Here is a 15,606-nt window from a genome sequence, read left to right as displayed (position 1 = left end):
CGCCCCCTCTCCCCACCGGGGAGAGGGTCGGGGTGAGGGGGAGACCCGGCTGAAGGATCAGGCCACCGGCTCCACCCCCGCCTTGTCCAGCACATGCAGGGCCCCCCGTACCGGGATCGGCAACCAGGCCGGGCGGTTGCCGGCCTCGTAGACGATTTCGTAAAGGGCCTTCTCCAGCTCGAACAGGGCCACCAGCCGGTCGGCGTCCTCCTCGCCCGGCGGGTGGGCGGAGCAGCCGCCGATGGCGCTGCGATAGCCCTCCAGGAATGCGGCGCGGGTCGCCTGTTCCCATTCCTCCGCCAAGGGGCGCAGGCGGGGCAGGGCGTCGGCATGTACCTCGGCGATCTGGAACAGGGCCGCCCAGGCGGCATAGTCGAAGCTGCGCAACATCCCGGCCACGTCGCGCAAGGGGCTCTGCTTGGCCCGGCGCTGGGCGATGCCCTTGGCCGGCTCCCCCTCGAAGTCGATGATGAACCAGTCGGTGGCGGAGCGCAGCACTTGGCCCAAATGGTAGTCGCCATGGATCCGGGTCTTGCTCACGTCCATCTGGCCGCGCACCAGCCGCGCCAGCCGGTCATGCACCTCCGCCTCGCGGGCCAGCAGGGTATCCACCGCCTGTCCGGCCTCCTCGGTCAGGTTCGGCCTGGCCAGGCGCAGCGCCTGGAAGGCACGGTCGGCTTGCCGCCGGGCGTTGTCCAGGATGGCGGAACTGTCCTCTGCCGACAGGGGCTCCGGGTCGAAGTCGGGGTGCCGGTGGCCGTGGCCAGGGCACAATGCATCTGCGCCGTCCGCTCGCCCAGGGTCCGCGCCAGGGTGGTGTACAGGCCCCAATCGTCCGCCCCGGCTGCGGCCATGTCGGCCAGCACCGGGCTGTCCGGGGTGGCCGCCGCCGCGGACAGGCGCAGCCGGCGGTCCTCCAGCTCACGGGTCAGGTAATCCAGGGTGAAGCGCCAGCCGTCGCCCTGGTTGCGGACAAAGCCCTGCAGCACGGCCAGGGCGGTGCAGCCGTCGTCAGCGTGGTATTCCACGCTGCCCAGCAAGGGCGGGGTGTTCGCGAAGGGTACCTTCTCCGTCAGGAAGCGGGCGATCTCCAGCTCCGGGTGGGTGCCCGGTTCCAGCCGCCGGTAGATCTTCAGCACCATGGCGTCGGCCAGCAGCACGCTGGTGTTCGACTGCTCCACCCCAGGGTGCGTGTCTCCATCTCCCCCTCTGGCAATTGCACGTCCGCCAGCCGCTCGGTGGGGCGGAACCGCAGGGTGCCGCGGCCGGCGGGCATCTCGGTTCCCCGCCGGATGGCATCCACCAGGACGCGGGCGAAGGCCGGGGCCTGCATGGCGTCGAACGCCGCGCCCACCTTGGGTCCCCGGCGTGCCTTGGCCAGGGTGTAGGGCAGCAACGGCCAGCCCGTGCCGCCCGCATTCTCCCCCCAATCCAGCGCCAGCGGCAGGAAATAGGGCACCGGCTCCGGCGCGCCCGTATGGCTCACGTCGATTCGGGCCAGCAGGTATCCCTCGCCCGGCCCGGGCAGCACGGTGCTGCCGACGATCTTCACCCCCGTCACCTGCGCGTCCTTGGCGGCGAACCAGCGTTGCTTGGCGACGAAGGCCGGCAGGGCCGCCTCTTCCAGGTCGCGGGCGCCGCGGCCCTGGGACACATCCTGCCAGCCGGACTTCAGCACCAGGGTGATCAGGTCGGGCAGGGGCTCGGGGATGGGCTCGTGCCAGCTCGGCTGGACCGACTGGGTGGTCAGCAGGAACCAGTAGAAGCCATAGGCCGGCAGCGTCAGCAGATAAGGCAGGTCGCCGATGGGCGGGAAGACGCTGCGCCCGATCATCTCCATGGGCACGCAGCCGCGCAAGGTCCTCAGGTCCAGCTCCACGGCCTGGGGGGCCCGCGACAGGTTGGCGACGCACAGCACCGTGTCGCCCTCATGCTCCCGCAGGTACGCCAGGACCTTGCGGTTGCCGGGGTAGAGGAACTTCAGCGTGCCGCGACCGAAGGCCTTGGTCTGCTGCCGCACGGCCACCAGCCGCCGCATCCAGTTCAGCAGGGAGGAGGGGGAGCGCGCCTGCGCCTCCACGTTCACCGCCTGGAAGCCATAGACCGGGTCCTGGATGGCCGGCAGGTACAGGCCCGCCGGATCGGCACGGCTGAAGCCGCCATTGCGGTCCGGGCTCCACTGCATGGGCGTGCGCACGCCGTCCCGGTCGCCCAGATAGACGTTGTCGCCCATGCCGATCTCGTCGCCGTAATAGATCACCGGCGTGCCGGGCATGGAGAAGAGCAGGCTGTTCAGCAGCTCGATCTTGCGCCGGTCATTGTCCATCAGTGGGGCCAGCCGCCGGCGGATGCCAAGATTGATCCGCGCCCGCCGGTCGCCGGCATAGAAATTCCAGAGATAGTCCCGCTCCTTGTCGGTCACCATCTCGAGCGTCAGCTCATCATGGTTGCGCAGGAAGATCGCCCATTGCGAGGTGCTGGGGATCTCCGGCGTCTGGCGCATGATGTCGGTGACGGGGTGCCGGTCCTCCATGGCCAGCGCCATGTACATGCGCGGCATCAGGGGGAAGTGGAAGGCCATGTGGCATTCGTCGCCGCCCACCTCGGGGTTTCCGAAATAGGGCAGCACGTCCTCCGGCCACTGGTTGGCCTCCGCCAGCAGCATGCGGTCGCTGTAGCCCTTGTCCAGCTCCGCCCGGATCTTGCGCAGGATGTCGTGCGTCTCCGGCAGGTTCTCGCAGTTGGTGCCTTCCCGCTCGATCAGGTAGGGCACGGCGTCCAGGCGAAGCCCGTCCACCCCCATGTCCAGCCAGTAGCGCATGACGTTCAGCACTTCCCGCAGGACCTTCGGGTTGTCGAAGTTCAGGTCCGGCTGGTGGCTGTAGAACCGGTGCCAGAAATAGGCCCCGGCCTCCGCGTCCCAGGTCCAGTTGGACTTCTCCGTGTCCAGGAAGATGATCCGGGTGCCCTGGTATTTCTGGTCGCTGTCGGACCAGACATAATAATTCCGGTGCGGGTGGCCCGGCGGGGCCTTGCGCGCCCGCTGGAACCAGGGGTGCTGGTCGCTGGTGTGGTTCACCACCAGCTCGGTGATCACGCGGATGCCGCGGTTGTGGCACTCCCGCACGAAGGTGCGAAAGTCCTTCAGGTTGCCGTACCGGCCGTTGACGTCGCGATAATCGGCGATGTCATAGCCGTCGTCCCGCAGCGGGCTCGGGTAGAAGGGCAGAAGCCACAGCGTGTTGACCCCCAGCTCCTGGATATAGTCCAGCTTGCTGGCCAGCCCGGCGAAGTCGCCGATGCCGTCATTGTTGCCGTCGAAGAAGGCCTTGACGTGGGTCTGGTAGATAACCGCGTCCTTGTACCAGGTGCGGTCGCTGCGGTCGATCATGCTGGGGGCCGTGGCTTGCGGGCGGGTCACCCCCATGAACAGGTCCAGGCGGCATTAGGTTTCTGGGATATGCGCGGATTGCTGCCGAGCGCGGCTTGAATGGTCGCTGGTGGTCGCCTATACCGTTCGGCTTAGCCCGATCCAGCCAAGGTGCAGCATGACCGCCTCCCGACGCTTCATCCTGGTCAGCGGCGGCGACGCGAACTACTTCCCGCTGATGCGGGAACTGCTGGCATCCATCCGCCGCTTCAAGACGGTGGACGAATGCCCCGTGGGCATCCTGGACGTGGGCCTGAAGCCGGAACAGCGGGCGGAGCTGGAAGCCGCGGGTTGCCGGCTCGTCACCCCCGGTTGGGAATACGACCTGTCGCCCTTGCGCACCATGGGCCAGGACCATGTGCGGGCAGAGATCGCGAAGCTGTTCCTCGACCGGCATTTCCCCGGCTATGGCAGCATCGTCTGGATAGACGCCGACGCCTGGATCCAGGACTGGGCCGCCATCGACCTGTTCCTGCGGGCGGCGGAGAAGGGCAAATTCGCCAGCGTCGCCCAGACCGGCCGCTTCCGCCCGACGGAGGTGACGGTCAAGTGGCTGTTCCGGGACGTGGTCCGGGTGCGCTCCATCCTGTACAAGGCCGCCGCGAAGGCCCGGCTGCCCCAGGCGATCCGCCAGTCCCTGGCCCTGCGGCCGACCCTCAATGGCGGCGCCTTCGCCCTGCGGACGGACGCGCCCCACTGGGATGCCTTCCGCCGCTGGCATGCCCAGGTGGTCAGGCATTGCCGCCTGTTCAGCTCCGTCCAGCTCGCCATGGCATTGGGCATCTTTGTCGATGAGATGCCGGTGGAGCTGCTGCCCGAATGGTGCAACTACCTCGGCCCTTGGCGCTACGACGCCCAGCGGGACTGCCTGGTGGAATACTACCTGCCCAACCGCCCCGTGGGCGTGGTCCACATGGCCGGCGCCGATGCCATGCGCCGCGACCCCACAGTCACCACCCCCATCCTGGACCTGGACGACCGCCCCCACGACCTGTCCCTGCGCTACCCGCATTGGGAGCGGCGGGCGGCAGTGGTACGCAAGGTGGAAGAACTGGAAATGGTGTGATGGCGGTGGCCGGGGGGGCCGGTCAGGTCACTTCCCCCCGAACCGGAACCGCAGGCCGGCCAGGGCGGACCAGCTCTGTACCCCGTGGGCGGAGTTGTCGGTGCTGGGGGTGAGGGCGAAGTCACCCGTGCGCATGTAGCGCGTGTCGGCGAAGAAGGAGAGCTGGTCGCTGAACGGCACCGACAGGCCGACGATGCCTTGCAGGGAGATGGCGTCGCCCTTGCCGTCCACCGGGGTCAGGCCGGCGGCGATCATCCGGTCGGCGTCCACCCGGGTCCAGCCCACGCCCAGGCCGACATAAGGCGTCAACCAATCCGTGACCTTCAGGTCCACCAGGGCGTTGGCCATGACACTGTGGGACCCGACGGTCCCATCCGCCGGGCCGGTGACCACGGCGCCCGCGTCATTGGCCCGGTAAGCGTATTCCAGTTCCAGCCGCAGGCTTTCCAGGGGCTGCCAGCCCAGCGAGGTGCTGGAGGCGCCACCGCTGCTCAGCGCCGTGCTGCCGGCCACGGGGGGAAGGTTGACGCCCAGGGAACCCGCCGGCGTGCCCAACGCATCCGGGGCCACGCGCCCGCCCAATCCCTGCACATACAGCCCGCCCGCCGTCCCGTCCGCCGGGATGCCCTGGGCCAGGGCGACGGCGGGGACGCTGATCAGTGCTGCAAGGGCAAGGGCGGTTGTCGTGAACGCGTTCATCTGGCCTTCTCCACGGCCCCACTCTATATGAGCAGCAACGCAGAGTCATGCGACCACGATTGAGGATTAAGGCCTCGCCCGTCGTGTCACGGCGGGGTGTGTCGCAAAGGACACGGATTCGAGCCCGTCATCTCAGCTTGGCAGCGGGACCGCGTTACCTCCCACTAGATACACGGTTACTTGACCCTAGCACTGGTGGTGCCCCACTGATTTGTGGAACAGGGCTGCCATGCGGGAAAGGAGTCATTAAGCATCGCAGCCCGTCCCCTCAGGCCCCGCGCGGGGCGCTGATTCGCCAGAGACCCGCTGGGTTCACCCAAGGCTCCAGCGTGATGTGCTGCCACTTGCCATACCAGAACCAGCGGCCGCCGGTGAACAGGTCCTCCACCTCCACCACGCCGTCATCGGGTAGGCCGAACTCCCACAAAGGCACCTCGATGGCCACCTGGTAGGCGCCCTGGTCCCCGTCCAGGTTCACGGCGGCCAGCACCATCTCCCGCCGGTTCTGGTCCAGCTTGCCGTAGTACAGGACCTTGTCGTTGTAAGCGTTGTAGAAGCGAAGGTTGGTCAGTTGCTGCAACGCCGGGAACCGGTGCCGCACCTTGTTCAGGGTGCGGATATAGTCGCGGATGTTCCTCGGGTCGTCCCAGTTCCAGGCGCGGATCTCGTACTTCTCGCTGTCCAGGTATTCTTCCTTGCCGGGCACGGGCGTGCCCTCGCACAGCTCGAACCCGCTGTACAGGCCCCACACGCTGGACAGGGTGGTGGCCAGCACCGCCCGGGCCTTGAACATGGCCGGGTTCTCGGAATGCAGGTAGGGCGGGTTGATGTCCGGCGTGTTCACGAAGAAGTTCGGCCGGTAGTACTCCTTGGCCGGCCCTTGCGTCAGCTCCGTCAGGTACTCGGTGAACTCCCCCTTGTGCTGGCGCCAGGTGAAGTAGGTATAGCTCTGGGTGAAGCCCAGCTTGGCCAGCCGCTTCATCATCTTCGGCCGGGTGAAGGCCTCCGCCAGGAAGATCGTATCGGGGTGCCGGTCCTGCACCTCGCGGATCATCCATTCCCAGAAGGGCAGGGGCTTGGTGTGCGGGTTGTCCACCCGGAAGATCTTCACCCCCTCCCGCGCCCAGAACAGCACCACGTCCCGCAGCGTGAACCAAAGGTCCGGGATGGCCTTGCGGTAGAAATGGACGTTGACGATGTCCTCATATTTCTTGGGCGGGTTCTCTGCGTACTTGATGGTGCCGTCGGGCCGCCAGTCGAACCAGTCCGGGTGCTGCTTGATCCAGGGGTGGTCGGGGCTGCACTGGATGGCGAAGTCCAGGGCGATCTCAAGCCCGTGCTCTGCCGCCGCGGCCACCAGCCGGCGGAAATCCTCCAGTGTGCCCAACTGCGGATGGATGGCGTCGTGGCCGCCGTCCTCCGACCCGATGGCATAGGGGCTGCCGGGGTCGTTGGGGCCGGGCGTCAGGCTGTTGTTACGGCCCTTGCGGTGGCTCTTCCCGATGGGGTGGATGGGCGGGAAGTACAGCACGTCGAAGCCCATGTCCCGCACATAGGGCAGCTTCCGGATCACGTCGTCGAAGGTGCCATGCCGGTTCGGGTCGTCGCTCATGGACCGCGGGAACAGCTCGTACCAGGAACTGAACCGCGCGGCCGTGCGGTCCACGATCAGCTCATAGGTCTTGCCGTGGCTCTTGTTGGTGCGGACGCCATAGCGGGCCATGTCGGCGGCCAGCGTCTCCCCGATCATGACCGAATAGGCCCGGTCCTTGTCCCAATCGGGGATGCCCTTCACATGGTCCCGGTGGGCGACCAGGGTCTGGCGGGGGCGGCCCTCCTCGGCGCATTCCACCGCGTTGTCCAGCAGCCGCCGGCCCTCCTCGATTTCCAGCGCGATGTCGCGGCCGGCCTCCTTCTTCTTCACCACCTCAGCCCGCCACGTGGCCCACAGGTCGCGCCAGGCCTGCACCCGGTATTCCAGGCGGGCGTTGCGGGACAGGGGCACGGACGCCCGCCAGCGGTCATTCTCCAGGAAGGTCATGGGCGCCTCGGCCCATTGCTCCTCGCCCAGGGCCCGGATCTGCACGCAGGCGGCGATCTTGTCGTGCCCGTCGGCGAAGACGTCGGCCCAGACCTCCAGCAGGTCGCCCACCACCCGCTTGGCGGGGAACCGGCCATCGTCCACGGCGGGATAGACATCCTCCACGGCCACCCGGTCCTGGGCCAGGGCCTGCAACCGCTCCAGCGACTGCTCATGGGTGGGCTCGGCGCGGGCCACCTGGGCCCGGCCGCGGAACACCCGCAGGGCCAGCGGCTCCAGGTGCAGCCGCGCCCCCGGCGCCAGGGACAGGGGCGCCGTCCCCGGCGTCACGTCGTCGAAGGCAAGGCCGCCCGCGGATAGCAGCAGCGGCCCCGCTTCCACCGACCGGGCCTCATGGGTGGACGTGTTGGCCAGCAACAGCGCCGCCTCCCCCGACCCCGGGTCGCGGCGCAGCAGGGCGGTCACGGCCGGGTCGCTGGTGGTCAGCCGCGCCAACGGCCCCTCCACGTTCAGGGCCGGCAGGGCCGCCTTCATGGCGTTGGCCTCGGCGATGAAGCGGGACAGGTCCAGCCTGGGTTGCGCCGCTTCCCGCTGCCAGTCCTCGGGCCGGGTCTTCACCACGTCCAGCTTGCCGGTGAAGGCGTACTCAAAGCCCGCGGGCGCCATCACGCCGGTGCTGATGCTGGCCGCCAGCAGGTAGCGCTGCCGTGTGACGGCGGCCAGCCGTTGCGGGTCGTCGGTGCCCACCTCCGCCGCCAGCCGGTCGGTGTCGTGGCTTTCCGGGAAGGCGATGGTGGGCGCGATGGAGCGGTACAGCTCATACTGCTCCAGGAACCAGGGCTCCTGCAGGTCCCACCATTTGGCGGAGTTGAACAGATAGTCGAAGCCCGCGTCGCCCAGCGCCTCCACCTGCCGCGGGGTGCAGCCCAGCGTCTCGGCGAAGAACTGCACCTCCGGGTCCACGCTGCGGGCCGCCTCGATCAGCGTCCGCCAGACCCCCGCCGGCACCTGGTAGGCCGCGTCGCAGCGGAAGCCCTTGGCGCCCAGGCCCACCTGGTGTCGCACCCAGTCGGCGAAGTAGCGGATCAGCCCCTCGCGGCCTCGGGCCGCTCATAGTCCAGCTCGGCCAAGTCGCCCCAGACCGTCACGTTGGTGGGGTTGGTGGGGTCCACCGCGCGGGGGCTGCGCAGGGTCCCGTCATACTCGCGCTTGTACCAGTCGGGATGCTCCTGGGCCAGGATGGCGTCCTTGGAGGTGTGGTTCACCACCAGGTCCAGCATCACCTTCAGCCCCTGCGCCCCTGCCCCCTGGAAGAAGCCGCGCAGCAGGGTGTCGTCATCCTCGCCCGCGTCGCCGCGGACCAGGTCGTGCAGCCGCCAGTAATCCTTGATGGCATACAGGCTGCCGCTGAAACCCGGATACTGCACCGGGTTCACATACAGCCAGTCGAACCCCATGCCGGCAATGTGCGGCAGCAGCCGGTCCCAGCCCTTGATCGGCCCGGCCAGCAGGGGGAACAGGTTGTAGATGCGGGGGCCCGGCCTGCGGCTGGCCGGGCGGGCGTCGCTGCGGGGGGCCGCGTCGGCCGGGAGGGGGCGGGCGAGGGCGCTCTCGGGCATGGGACGGCCATGTCTGTCGGGAAGGGCGGGGCGAATGTCCCTAGAACCCCATATCGGCTTCCCCGGTTCCCCCGCCGCGCGAGCCGTCCCACCCGCACACGCCCCGAAAACGGAAAGGGGAGGCCGGTTGCCCGGCCTCCCCCTCGCGCCACCCGTGCCGGGTGCTCCCTTACTGACCGGCCGGCTTCGGCGCGGCGGCCGCCGGCTTGGCTTGGCCCTGCTGCGGGGCCTGACCCTGCGGGGCCTGGGCCGTCGGCAGGGGCTGCTTGCCCCGCTCCTGCAGCACCTTGTAGATGCCCTGGTTGGCGCTGTCGGCCCTGGCCTTCTCCGCCTCCACGGTCTCGTGGGTATAGACGTTCAGCACGCGGACCTGCTTCTCCTGCCCCTGCTGCTTCGGCACGGGGATGAGCTGCATGGTCATGGCCACGTGGATCTTGCCCTCCTTGCTGTCGCATCCGGCGGTGCCGGTGCGCAGGCCATAGGCGGTCAGGTTCTCCACATTGCCGAAGTTGGGCGTGAAGTTGCCCTCGCAGCTCTGCTTCAACTGGTCCAGGTACTTCTGGCTGATGGCGCCGAAGTCGCCGGCCTCTTCCGACAGGGGGAAGCTGCGGACGGAGCCCAGCACCCGCTCACCCAACTGCCAGGCGAAGTCGCCGGGCCGCTGCTGCGGCGGGATCTTGTCGATGGGGATGGCGCGGGCATCCTTCAGGCCCGCCTCCACCAGCATCTTCGCCAGGGCCGGCGGGATGGGCGGCTGGGCCGGGGCGGGCAGCTTCAGGGTGCCGGCCTTGGCCTGGTCGATGCAGGCGCCCAGGTCCTTCAGGGCCTTGGTGGCGCCCTTCATCTGGAAGGTGGCGGTGTCGCCGGGCACCTCGATGCTCAGCACGTTGCCGGCCGTGATGGCCCGCACCAGGTCCGGGTCGTCCGCCAGGGGGATGGCGATGGCCTCCGGCTGGCTGATGACGGCGCCCTTCTCCTTGGTGACCTTCCCGTCCACGGAAACCTTGACCATCACCTGCTGGCCGGCCGGCATCTGTGCGCCGGGCACGCCCAGGATCAGGTTGGTCTTCTTCTCGGGGTTCTGCAGGAACAGCAGGTGCAGGTTGTTGTCGAACTGCGCCGCGGCGGCGCACAGCTTGAAGCTGCCGTCGCTGAACACCTGCGGCACGATCTCCCAGGCGCCCTTCGGCGCGGCCGGCTTGCCGGGCGCGCGGCTGGCCGCGGCCGGGGTGGCCGGTTGCCCGCCGCCCTGGGCGGGGGCGGGGCGGGGGCGGCCTGCTGCTGGGGCGCCGCCTGCTGCGGGGCCGGGCCGGCGGCCGGCGGGGCCGCCTGCGGGCGCTGCTGTGGGTTGATGGTGCCCGCGGCGGTGGAGCCGCCGGGGCTGGTCTGCACCTGTCCGGGCAGGACGAGGCCCCCGGCCGCGGGCGGTTGCTGCTGGGTCGGAAGGGTACCGGCGGCGGGGCCGGACTGCGCCACGGCGGCGCCGGCCAGGGGGATCGCGGCACTGGCGAGCAGCAGGCAGGCGATCGTACGCGACACGGGACGGGAAACCACGGGACAGCTGATCCTTGCTAAAGACGGCGCGCGCGGACCCTAGGCCAGCCACGCCCTTCACGCAAGGGCCAAGGCCTCGCGGAACCGTTAACGCCAAACCCCCGTTGCCCCTGCGCACGGAACCCGGACAGGTTGGGGGAACGCCACCAGGATGCGCGCCAAGGAATTGCCCGGCCGGCTGCTGCCGCGCACGGCGGAGCGGGTGCCCGCCAACACGCCGGAACCCGTGCTCCGCCGCATCCACGCCCAGATCGTGGACAGCGTCCATTACTATGCCCGCAACCGCCACCTCATCTCCGAACGGTTGGCCGAGCTGGACCGGGAATGGGACCTGGAACGGGCGCTGGAAGCCAACGCCGCCGGGATCATCCTGGGCGGCCTGCTGATGGCCGACCGCGTGGACCCGCGGTTCCGGTTCCTGTCCCTGGGGGCCGCCGGCTTCCTGTTGCAGCACGCGCTCCAGGGCTGGTGCCCGCCCATGGCGCTGCTGCGCCGGCTCGGCGTGCGGACGGCGGAGGAGATCGCGGCCGAGCGGATGGCCCTGCGGGCCTTGCGGGGTGACTTCAACCGGATGGTCCGGGGCGGCCAGGACCCGGACGAACGGGCCCGGTCGGCCCTTGACGCGGTCGGCTTCCCCTCGGACGTGACCTGGCCGCTGCCTTCGCCGCGCAGAAGGCCCTGGCGCCGGTGGGGACTTGGGTCGTCCGGATAGAATACTTAAAATGCTGCGGAAATTGTTCCAATTACGCTGCATATCACTTCAGGACGTACGCACTTTAAGTACTCCGTAAACCAATCCCGTTGTATAAGGGGGCATCCCCATTCGGATGGCCCTTTCGGGCACCCCCACACGGGCTTGGACCATGCGCGCGGCAATCCTCCTGTCGTTGATGGTGATCCTTTCCGCCCCGGAACTCGCCCGGGCCCCGCTGGACCCGGCAGAGGCCGGCCGCTTCGTCGCCGCCGTGTCAGAGGCGTCGGGCGCCCCGGGGGCGCTTCCCATCGACGCGCCGGGGCGCATCGCCTTCCTGGCCGAGTCCTCGCCGGACCTGCTGGCCCGCCACGGCTTCACGCCGGAGCGGTGGCGCGTCGTGGGACAGCGCATGCTGGCGGCTTACCAGGCCCAGCGATTCGTCGACCAGCCGGTTCCGGCCAAGCCCAAGGCGCAACCCGTCGCCCAGCCGACCCCCACCCATTGGGAACGGGCCGCCATGCTGGCCATGGCCCGGGAACAGCGCGCCGACCTGGCCCAACTGGCAGAGGAGACGGAGGCGGACCGCGCCGCCCTCGCCCCGCTGCTCCCCACCCTGCACGGCCTGATGAGCCGCTGACCCGACCTACACCCCCGCCAGCGCCTGCTCCAGGTCGGCGATCAGGTCGTCCGCCGATTCGATGCCGCAGGACAGGCGCAGCAGGTCGGGCGGGCAGGGGCTGTCCGGCCCCTCCACGCTCGCCCGGTGCTCCACCAGGCTTTCCACCCCGCCCAGGGACGTGGCCCGGGTCCACAGCCGCAGCCGCGCCGCCGCCTCCACCGAGGCCGGGCCGCCGCCCGCCACCCGGATGGACAGCATGCCGCCGAAGCCGCCCGTCATCTGGCGCGCCGCCACGGCGTGCCCGGGATGGCTCGGCAGGCCCGGGTACAGCACCTCCGCCACCCTGGCATGGCCGTGGAAGTGGTTGGCCACCTTCATGGCCGTCCCGCACGCCCGCTCCACCCGCAAGGCCAGGGTCCGCATGCCGCGCAGCAGCAGCCAGGCCTCGAACGGGCCCGGGATGCCGCCGATGTCCCGCCGCACCGCCTTCATGGCCTGCCAAGCCGGGTGGTCGGCGCGGGCACAGGACAGGGTACCCATGACCACGTCGCTGTGGCCGTTCAGATACTTGGTGGCGGCGTGCATGACGATGTCCGCCCCATGCTCGATGGGCCGGGTCAGCAGCGGGGTCGGCACCGTGTTGTCCACCGCCAGGACGGCCCCGGCCTTGTGGGCGATATCCGCCGCGGCGGACAGGTCGGTGATGCTCCAGGTCGGGTTCGCCGGCGTCTCCACCCAGACCACCTGGGTCTTGCCAGGCACCACGGCCGCGGCGATGGCGTCGGTGTCCGCCATGTCCACCAGGGTCAGGGCGATGCCGAACTGCTCGCAATAGCCCTTCAGCCAGCGGCGAAGGGCCCAGTACATCACGGTCGGCCCCACCACATGGTCGCCGGGGCGCAAGGTCTGGAACACCGCCGTGGCCGCCGCCATGCCGGACCCGAACAGGATGCTTTCCTGCGCCCCCTCCAGCTGGGACAGCAACTGCTCCGCCGCCGTGAAGGTGGGGTTGTCCGGCCGGGCATAGACCAGGCCCGGATAGCTCAGGTCCCCCTCCCGCAGGAAGGTGGTCGCGGGGTGGATGCCGGGCACCACCCCGTGGGTGGCCTCGTCATGCCGCCCCAATGCCCGCGCCAGCCACGTCTCCGGCGACACGCCCTGATTTTCCGCCATCTGGAACCCTCCTCACGACCGGGCCGGCAGGGGACACCCTCAAGCCCTTGTCCGGCAAGGGGCAAATGCGGCTGAGGGGCATGCGGCCCAGGCACCCCGCCCTTCATCATCATTGATGAACGTCTGGTGTCGGAACCATCCCGGAGTCGTGACGTTTACCCCAGGTACATACGTCGAAATCGAAAGAACCGGTCACTCTCCCAGACCAGAAGCAGCCGCCGTCCAGTGCCACCTGATCCCTGCCCAGACGAGCCGCGTCGTGGGTGCGGGTAAGGTGTGTCGGGCCGCGACGGACACTCGAGGAATACATGGCGAAGACCATCCTCATAACAGGCGGAGCGGGATTCATCGGCTCGCATCTTGCCGATGACCTGTTGCAGGCAGGTCACCACGTGCGTGTCCTGGATTGCCTGTCGCCCCAGGTCCACCCGGACGGGCGGCGCCCCGACTACCTGCACAAGGACGTGGAGCTGCAGAAGGGCGACGTGCGCGATGCGGAGGCCGTGGCCAAGGCGCTGCGCGGCGTGGACATGGTTTACCATTTCGCCGCCATGGTGGGCGTCGGCCAGAGCATGTACCAGGTGGCCGACTATACCGGCGTGAATGACCTTGGCACCGCCGTGCTGCTGGAGGCGCTGATCAAGCGCCCCGTCCAGCGCCTGGTCGTGGCCAGCAGCATGAGCATCTATGGGGAGGGGCTCTATCGCGGCCCCGACGGGCAGGCGGTGCTTGCCGGCGACCGTGGCCGCGCCCAGCTTGAGAAGGGCGATTGGGAGCTGCGCACGGCGGAGGGCCAGGCCCTGGCCCCCCTGCCCACGCCGGAATCGAAGCAGCCGGCCCTGGCCAGCATCTACGCCCTGGGCAAGTACGTGCAGGAACGGCAGTGCCTGCTGATCGGCGCGGCCTATGGTATCCCCACCACGGCCCTGCGCTTCTTCAACGTCTATGGCACACGCCAGGCGCTGTCGAACCCCTATACCGGCGTGCTGGCGATCTTTGCGTCGCGCCTGCTGAACGGGAAGCGGCCCTTGGTCTTTGAGGACGGGCAGCAGATGCGCGACTTCGTCCATGTGAAGGACGTGACCCGCGCCTGCACCCTGGCCCTGGAAAAGCCCGCCGCGGCGGGGGAGGCCATCAATGTGGGCAGCGGCAAGGCCATCTCCATCAAGGCCCTGGGCGACCGGGTGGCGGCCAGCGTCGGCCGCCCCGACCTGACGCCGGAGGTGACCGGCCGCTACCGGGTGGGCGACATCCGCCACTGCTTCGCCGACATCGGCAAGGCCCGCGCCCTGTTGGGCTATGAGCCCAAGGTTGCCCTGGAGACGGGGCTGGAGGAACTGGCCGACTGGCTGTCCGGCCAGATCGCCGTGGACCGGGTGGAGGAAGCCTCCCGCGAGTTGGCCAGCCGGGGGTTGACGGTATGAGCGGGGGCGTCTCGCAGGGCCCCGCCTGGGCCGATGGCAAGCCCGTGCTGGTGACCGGCGGTGCCGGCTTCGTCGGCACCAACCTGGCCGACCGCATCGTCCGCCAGGGCGGCACGGTCATCATCTATGACAACCTCAGCCGCGCCGGGGTTGAGCGGAACCTGGCCTGGCTTCGGCGCACCCACGGCAGCAGGATCATCGCCGAGGTGGCGGACATCCGCGATGCCGACCGCCTGGCCGGCGCGGTTGCCCGCAGCGGCGCCGTCTTCCACCTGGCGGCCCAGGTGGCGGTGACCACCAGCCTGACCGACCCGCGCACCGACTTCGAGGTCAACGCGCTGGGCACGCTGAACCTGCTGGAGGCAGTGCGGGCGCAGCCCCTGCCGCCGCCGGTCATCTTCAGCTCAACCAACAAGGTCTACGGCTCCCTGCCCGACCTGGCCCTGGCGGAGGAGGGGGAGCGGTACCAGCCCACCGACCACGCCCAGGCCGTGGGGGTGGGGGAGGGGCGGCCCCTGGACTTCCACAGCCCCTATGGCTGCTCCAAGGGCGCCGCCGACCAGTATGTGGTGGACTATGCCCGCAGCTACGGGCTGAAGGCCGCCGTCTTCCGGATGAGCTGCATCTACGGGCCGCACCAATTCGGGACGGAGGACCAGGGCTGGGTCGCCCACTTCCTGCTCGCGGCACTGGAACGCAAGACGGTCACCTTGTTCGGCACCGGCCGCCAGGTGCGCGACATCCTGCACGTGAACGACCTGGTGGATGCCTTCGTCCTGGGCATGGCCAACATGGACAAGCTGGCCGGTCAGGCCTGCAACATCGGCGGCGGGGCGGACAATGCCGTCAGCCTGCGCCAGGTGCTGGACATCATCGGCCGCCTGGACAGCCGCCCGGTGGAGGTCAGCTACGGCCCCTGGCGGGTGGGCGACCAGCCCTGGTACGTGGCCGACAGCGCCAAGTTCCGCGGCCTCACCGGCTGGGAACCCGCCATTTCCGCCACCGAGGGCATCGAGCAGCTCTACTGGTGGCTCAAGTCCAACCGGATCGACACCGCCCCGGACCTGCCGGCGGCCTGGTCCATCCCGGCGGTGGGGTGAGGGGGGCAGATGATCCGTCCTTACATTGCCTCCGCCCAAAGAGAATTGCCTCCCCTGCGAAAGCAGGGGTCCACTTTTCTTGACCCGCTCTCCGCTGCCCACCCCGTCAAAGAACTGTCGGCCCCTGCTTCCGCAGGGGAAGCAGGCTTTGACCGGGCGTGCTTGGTCCCAGTGAGGCCGAACCTCG

General features: G+C 69.3%; 12 protein-coding genes. 5 read left to right on the top strand and 7 right to left on the bottom strand.

Annotation, left to right across the window (positions count from 1 at the left end; all coding sequences use genetic code 11):
- Positions 1 to 57: 57 nt before the first annotated feature.
- Both HHL28_RS18605 and treS read right to left on the bottom strand, forming a co-directional pair.
- Positions 58 to 774, bottom strand: a complete 717-nt coding sequence (locus HHL28_RS18605) for a hypothetical protein (RefSeq protein ID WP_404325555.1) — start codon at positions 772 to 774, stop codon at positions 58 to 60.
- Positions 775 to 1,132: 358 nt separating this feature from the next.
- A complete protein-coding gene (treS, locus tag HHL28_RS10760; RefSeq protein ID WP_404325553.1) occupies positions 1,133 to 3,427 on the bottom strand; it encodes a maltose alpha-D-glucosyltransferase in 2,295 nt (764 codons plus the stop codon).
- Between the two features lie 121 nt (positions 3,428 to 3,548).
- Between treS and HHL28_RS10755 the strand changes: the two genes are divergently transcribed.
- The gene (locus tag HHL28_RS10755; protein ID WP_075772007.1) at positions 3,549 to 4,496 is read left to right on the top strand and encodes a glycosyl transferase; all 948 of its coding nucleotides are present in this window, start codon (positions 3,549 to 3,551) and stop codon (positions 4,494 to 4,496) included.
- A gap of 27 nt (positions 4,497 to 4,523) precedes the next feature.
- Here the strand turns inward: HHL28_RS10755 and HHL28_RS10750 are convergent, their stop codons facing one another.
- The 4 genes from HHL28_RS10750 to HHL28_RS10740 all read right to left on the bottom strand — a co-directional run bounded on the left by HHL28_RS10750 (position 4,524) and on the right by HHL28_RS10740 (position 10,023).
- Positions 4,524 to 5,195: an outer membrane protein gene (locus tag HHL28_RS10750; RefSeq protein WP_075772008.1), complete on the bottom strand. Its 672-nt coding sequence runs from the start codon at positions 5,193 to 5,195 to the stop codon at positions 4,524 to 4,526.
- A 268-nt stretch (positions 5,196 to 5,463) separates the two neighbouring features.
- Entirely contained in the window at positions 5,464 to 8,289 is a 2,826-nt protein-coding gene (locus HHL28_RS10745; RefSeq protein WP_404325551.1) for a maltotransferase domain-containing protein, read from the bottom strand.
- Between the two features lie 32 nt (positions 8,290 to 8,321).
- Positions 8,322 to 8,855, bottom strand: coding sequence for an alpha-amylase family glycosyl hydrolase (locus HHL28_RS18600; RefSeq protein ID WP_404325549.1), 534 nt, complete (start codon positions 8,853 to 8,855; stop codon positions 8,322 to 8,324).
- 169 nt (positions 8,856 to 9,024) lie between these two features.
- Complete coding sequence (locus tag HHL28_RS10740; RefSeq protein ID WP_169655112.1) at positions 9,025 to 10,023, bottom strand: hypothetical protein; 999 nt, start codon at positions 10,021 to 10,023, stop codon at positions 9,025 to 9,027.
- A gap of 537 nt (positions 10,024 to 10,560) precedes the next feature.
- Here HHL28_RS10740 and HHL28_RS10735 point away from each other — a divergent pair.
- Together HHL28_RS10735 and HHL28_RS10730 are read left to right on the top strand one after the other, a co-directional pair.
- Entirely contained in the window at positions 10,561 to 11,121 is a 561-nt protein-coding gene (locus HHL28_RS10735) for a hypothetical protein (RefSeq protein WP_075768447.1), read from the top strand.
- A 151-nt stretch (positions 11,122 to 11,272) separates the two neighbouring features.
- A complete protein-coding gene (locus HHL28_RS10730; protein WP_075768448.1) occupies positions 11,273 to 11,740 on the top strand; it encodes a hypothetical protein in 468 nt (155 codons plus the stop codon).
- 6 nt (positions 11,741 to 11,746) lie between these two features.
- Here HHL28_RS10730 and HHL28_RS10725 read toward each other — a convergent pair whose 3' ends face one another.
- On the bottom strand, positions 11,747 to 12,895 hold the full coding sequence (locus tag HHL28_RS10725; protein ID WP_075768449.1) for a trans-sulfuration enzyme family protein: 1,149 nt from the start codon (positions 12,893 to 12,895) through the stop codon (positions 11,747 to 11,749).
- Positions 12,896 to 13,203: 308 nt separating this feature from the next.
- Between HHL28_RS10725 and HHL28_RS10720 the strand changes: the two genes are divergently transcribed.
- Positions 13,204 to 14,319: an NAD-dependent epimerase/dehydratase family protein gene (locus HHL28_RS10720; RefSeq protein WP_075768450.1), complete on the top strand. Its 1,116-nt coding sequence runs from the start codon at positions 13,204 to 13,206 to the stop codon at positions 14,317 to 14,319.
- Entirely contained in the window at positions 14,316 to 15,419 is a 1,104-nt protein-coding gene (locus HHL28_RS10715; RefSeq protein WP_075768451.1) for an NAD-dependent epimerase/dehydratase family protein, read from the top strand. The genes HHL28_RS10720 and HHL28_RS10715 overlap by 4 nt, the downstream gene beginning before the upstream one ends.
- Positions 15,420 to 15,606 lie beyond the last annotated feature (187 nt).

Source organism: Aerophototrophica crusticola (assembly GCF_012913305.1).
Lineage (GTDB): Bacteria > Pseudomonadota > Alphaproteobacteria > Azospirillales > Azospirillaceae > Niveispirillum > Niveispirillum crusticola.
The sequence above is the reverse complement of the archived record's forward strand: the minus strand, read 5'-3'. Positions and strand labels throughout refer to the sequence as shown.

Excerpts from the sequence above, each read along its gene's own strand:
- HHL28_RS10750 (WP_075772008.1), bottom strand. The coding sequence starts at position 5,195 with ATGAACGCGTTCACGACAACCGCCCTTGCCCTTGCAGCACTGATCAGC.
- HHL28_RS10730 (WP_075768448.1), top strand. The coding sequence starts at position 11,273 with ATGCGCGCGGCAATCCTCCTGTCGTTGATGGTGATCCTTTCCGCCCCG.
- HHL28_RS18600 (WP_404325549.1), bottom strand. The coding sequence starts at position 8,855 with ATGCCCGAGAGCGCCCTCGCCCGCCCCCTCCCGGCCGACGCGGCCCCC.
- HHL28_RS10715 (WP_075768451.1), top strand. The coding sequence starts at position 14,316 with ATGAGCGGGGGCGTCTCGCAGGGCCCCGCCTGGGCCGATGGCAAGCCC.
- HHL28_RS10755 (WP_075772007.1), top strand. The coding sequence starts at position 3,549 with ATGACCGCCTCCCGACGCTTCATCCTGGTCAGCGGCGGCGACGCGAAC.
- HHL28_RS10720 (WP_075768450.1), top strand. The coding sequence starts at position 13,204 with ATGGCGAAGACCATCCTCATAACAGGCGGAGCGGGATTCATCGGCTCG.
- HHL28_RS10725 (WP_075768449.1), bottom strand. The coding sequence starts at position 12,895 with ATGGCGGAAAATCAGGGCGTGTCGCCGGAGACGTGGCTGGCGCGGGCA.
- HHL28_RS10735 (WP_075768447.1), top strand. The coding sequence starts at position 10,561 with ATGCGCGCCAAGGAATTGCCCGGCCGGCTGCTGCCGCGCACGGCGGAG.
- treS (WP_404325553.1), bottom strand. The coding sequence starts at position 3,427 with ATGGGGGTGACCCGCCCGCAAGCCACGGCCCCCAGCATGATCGACCGC.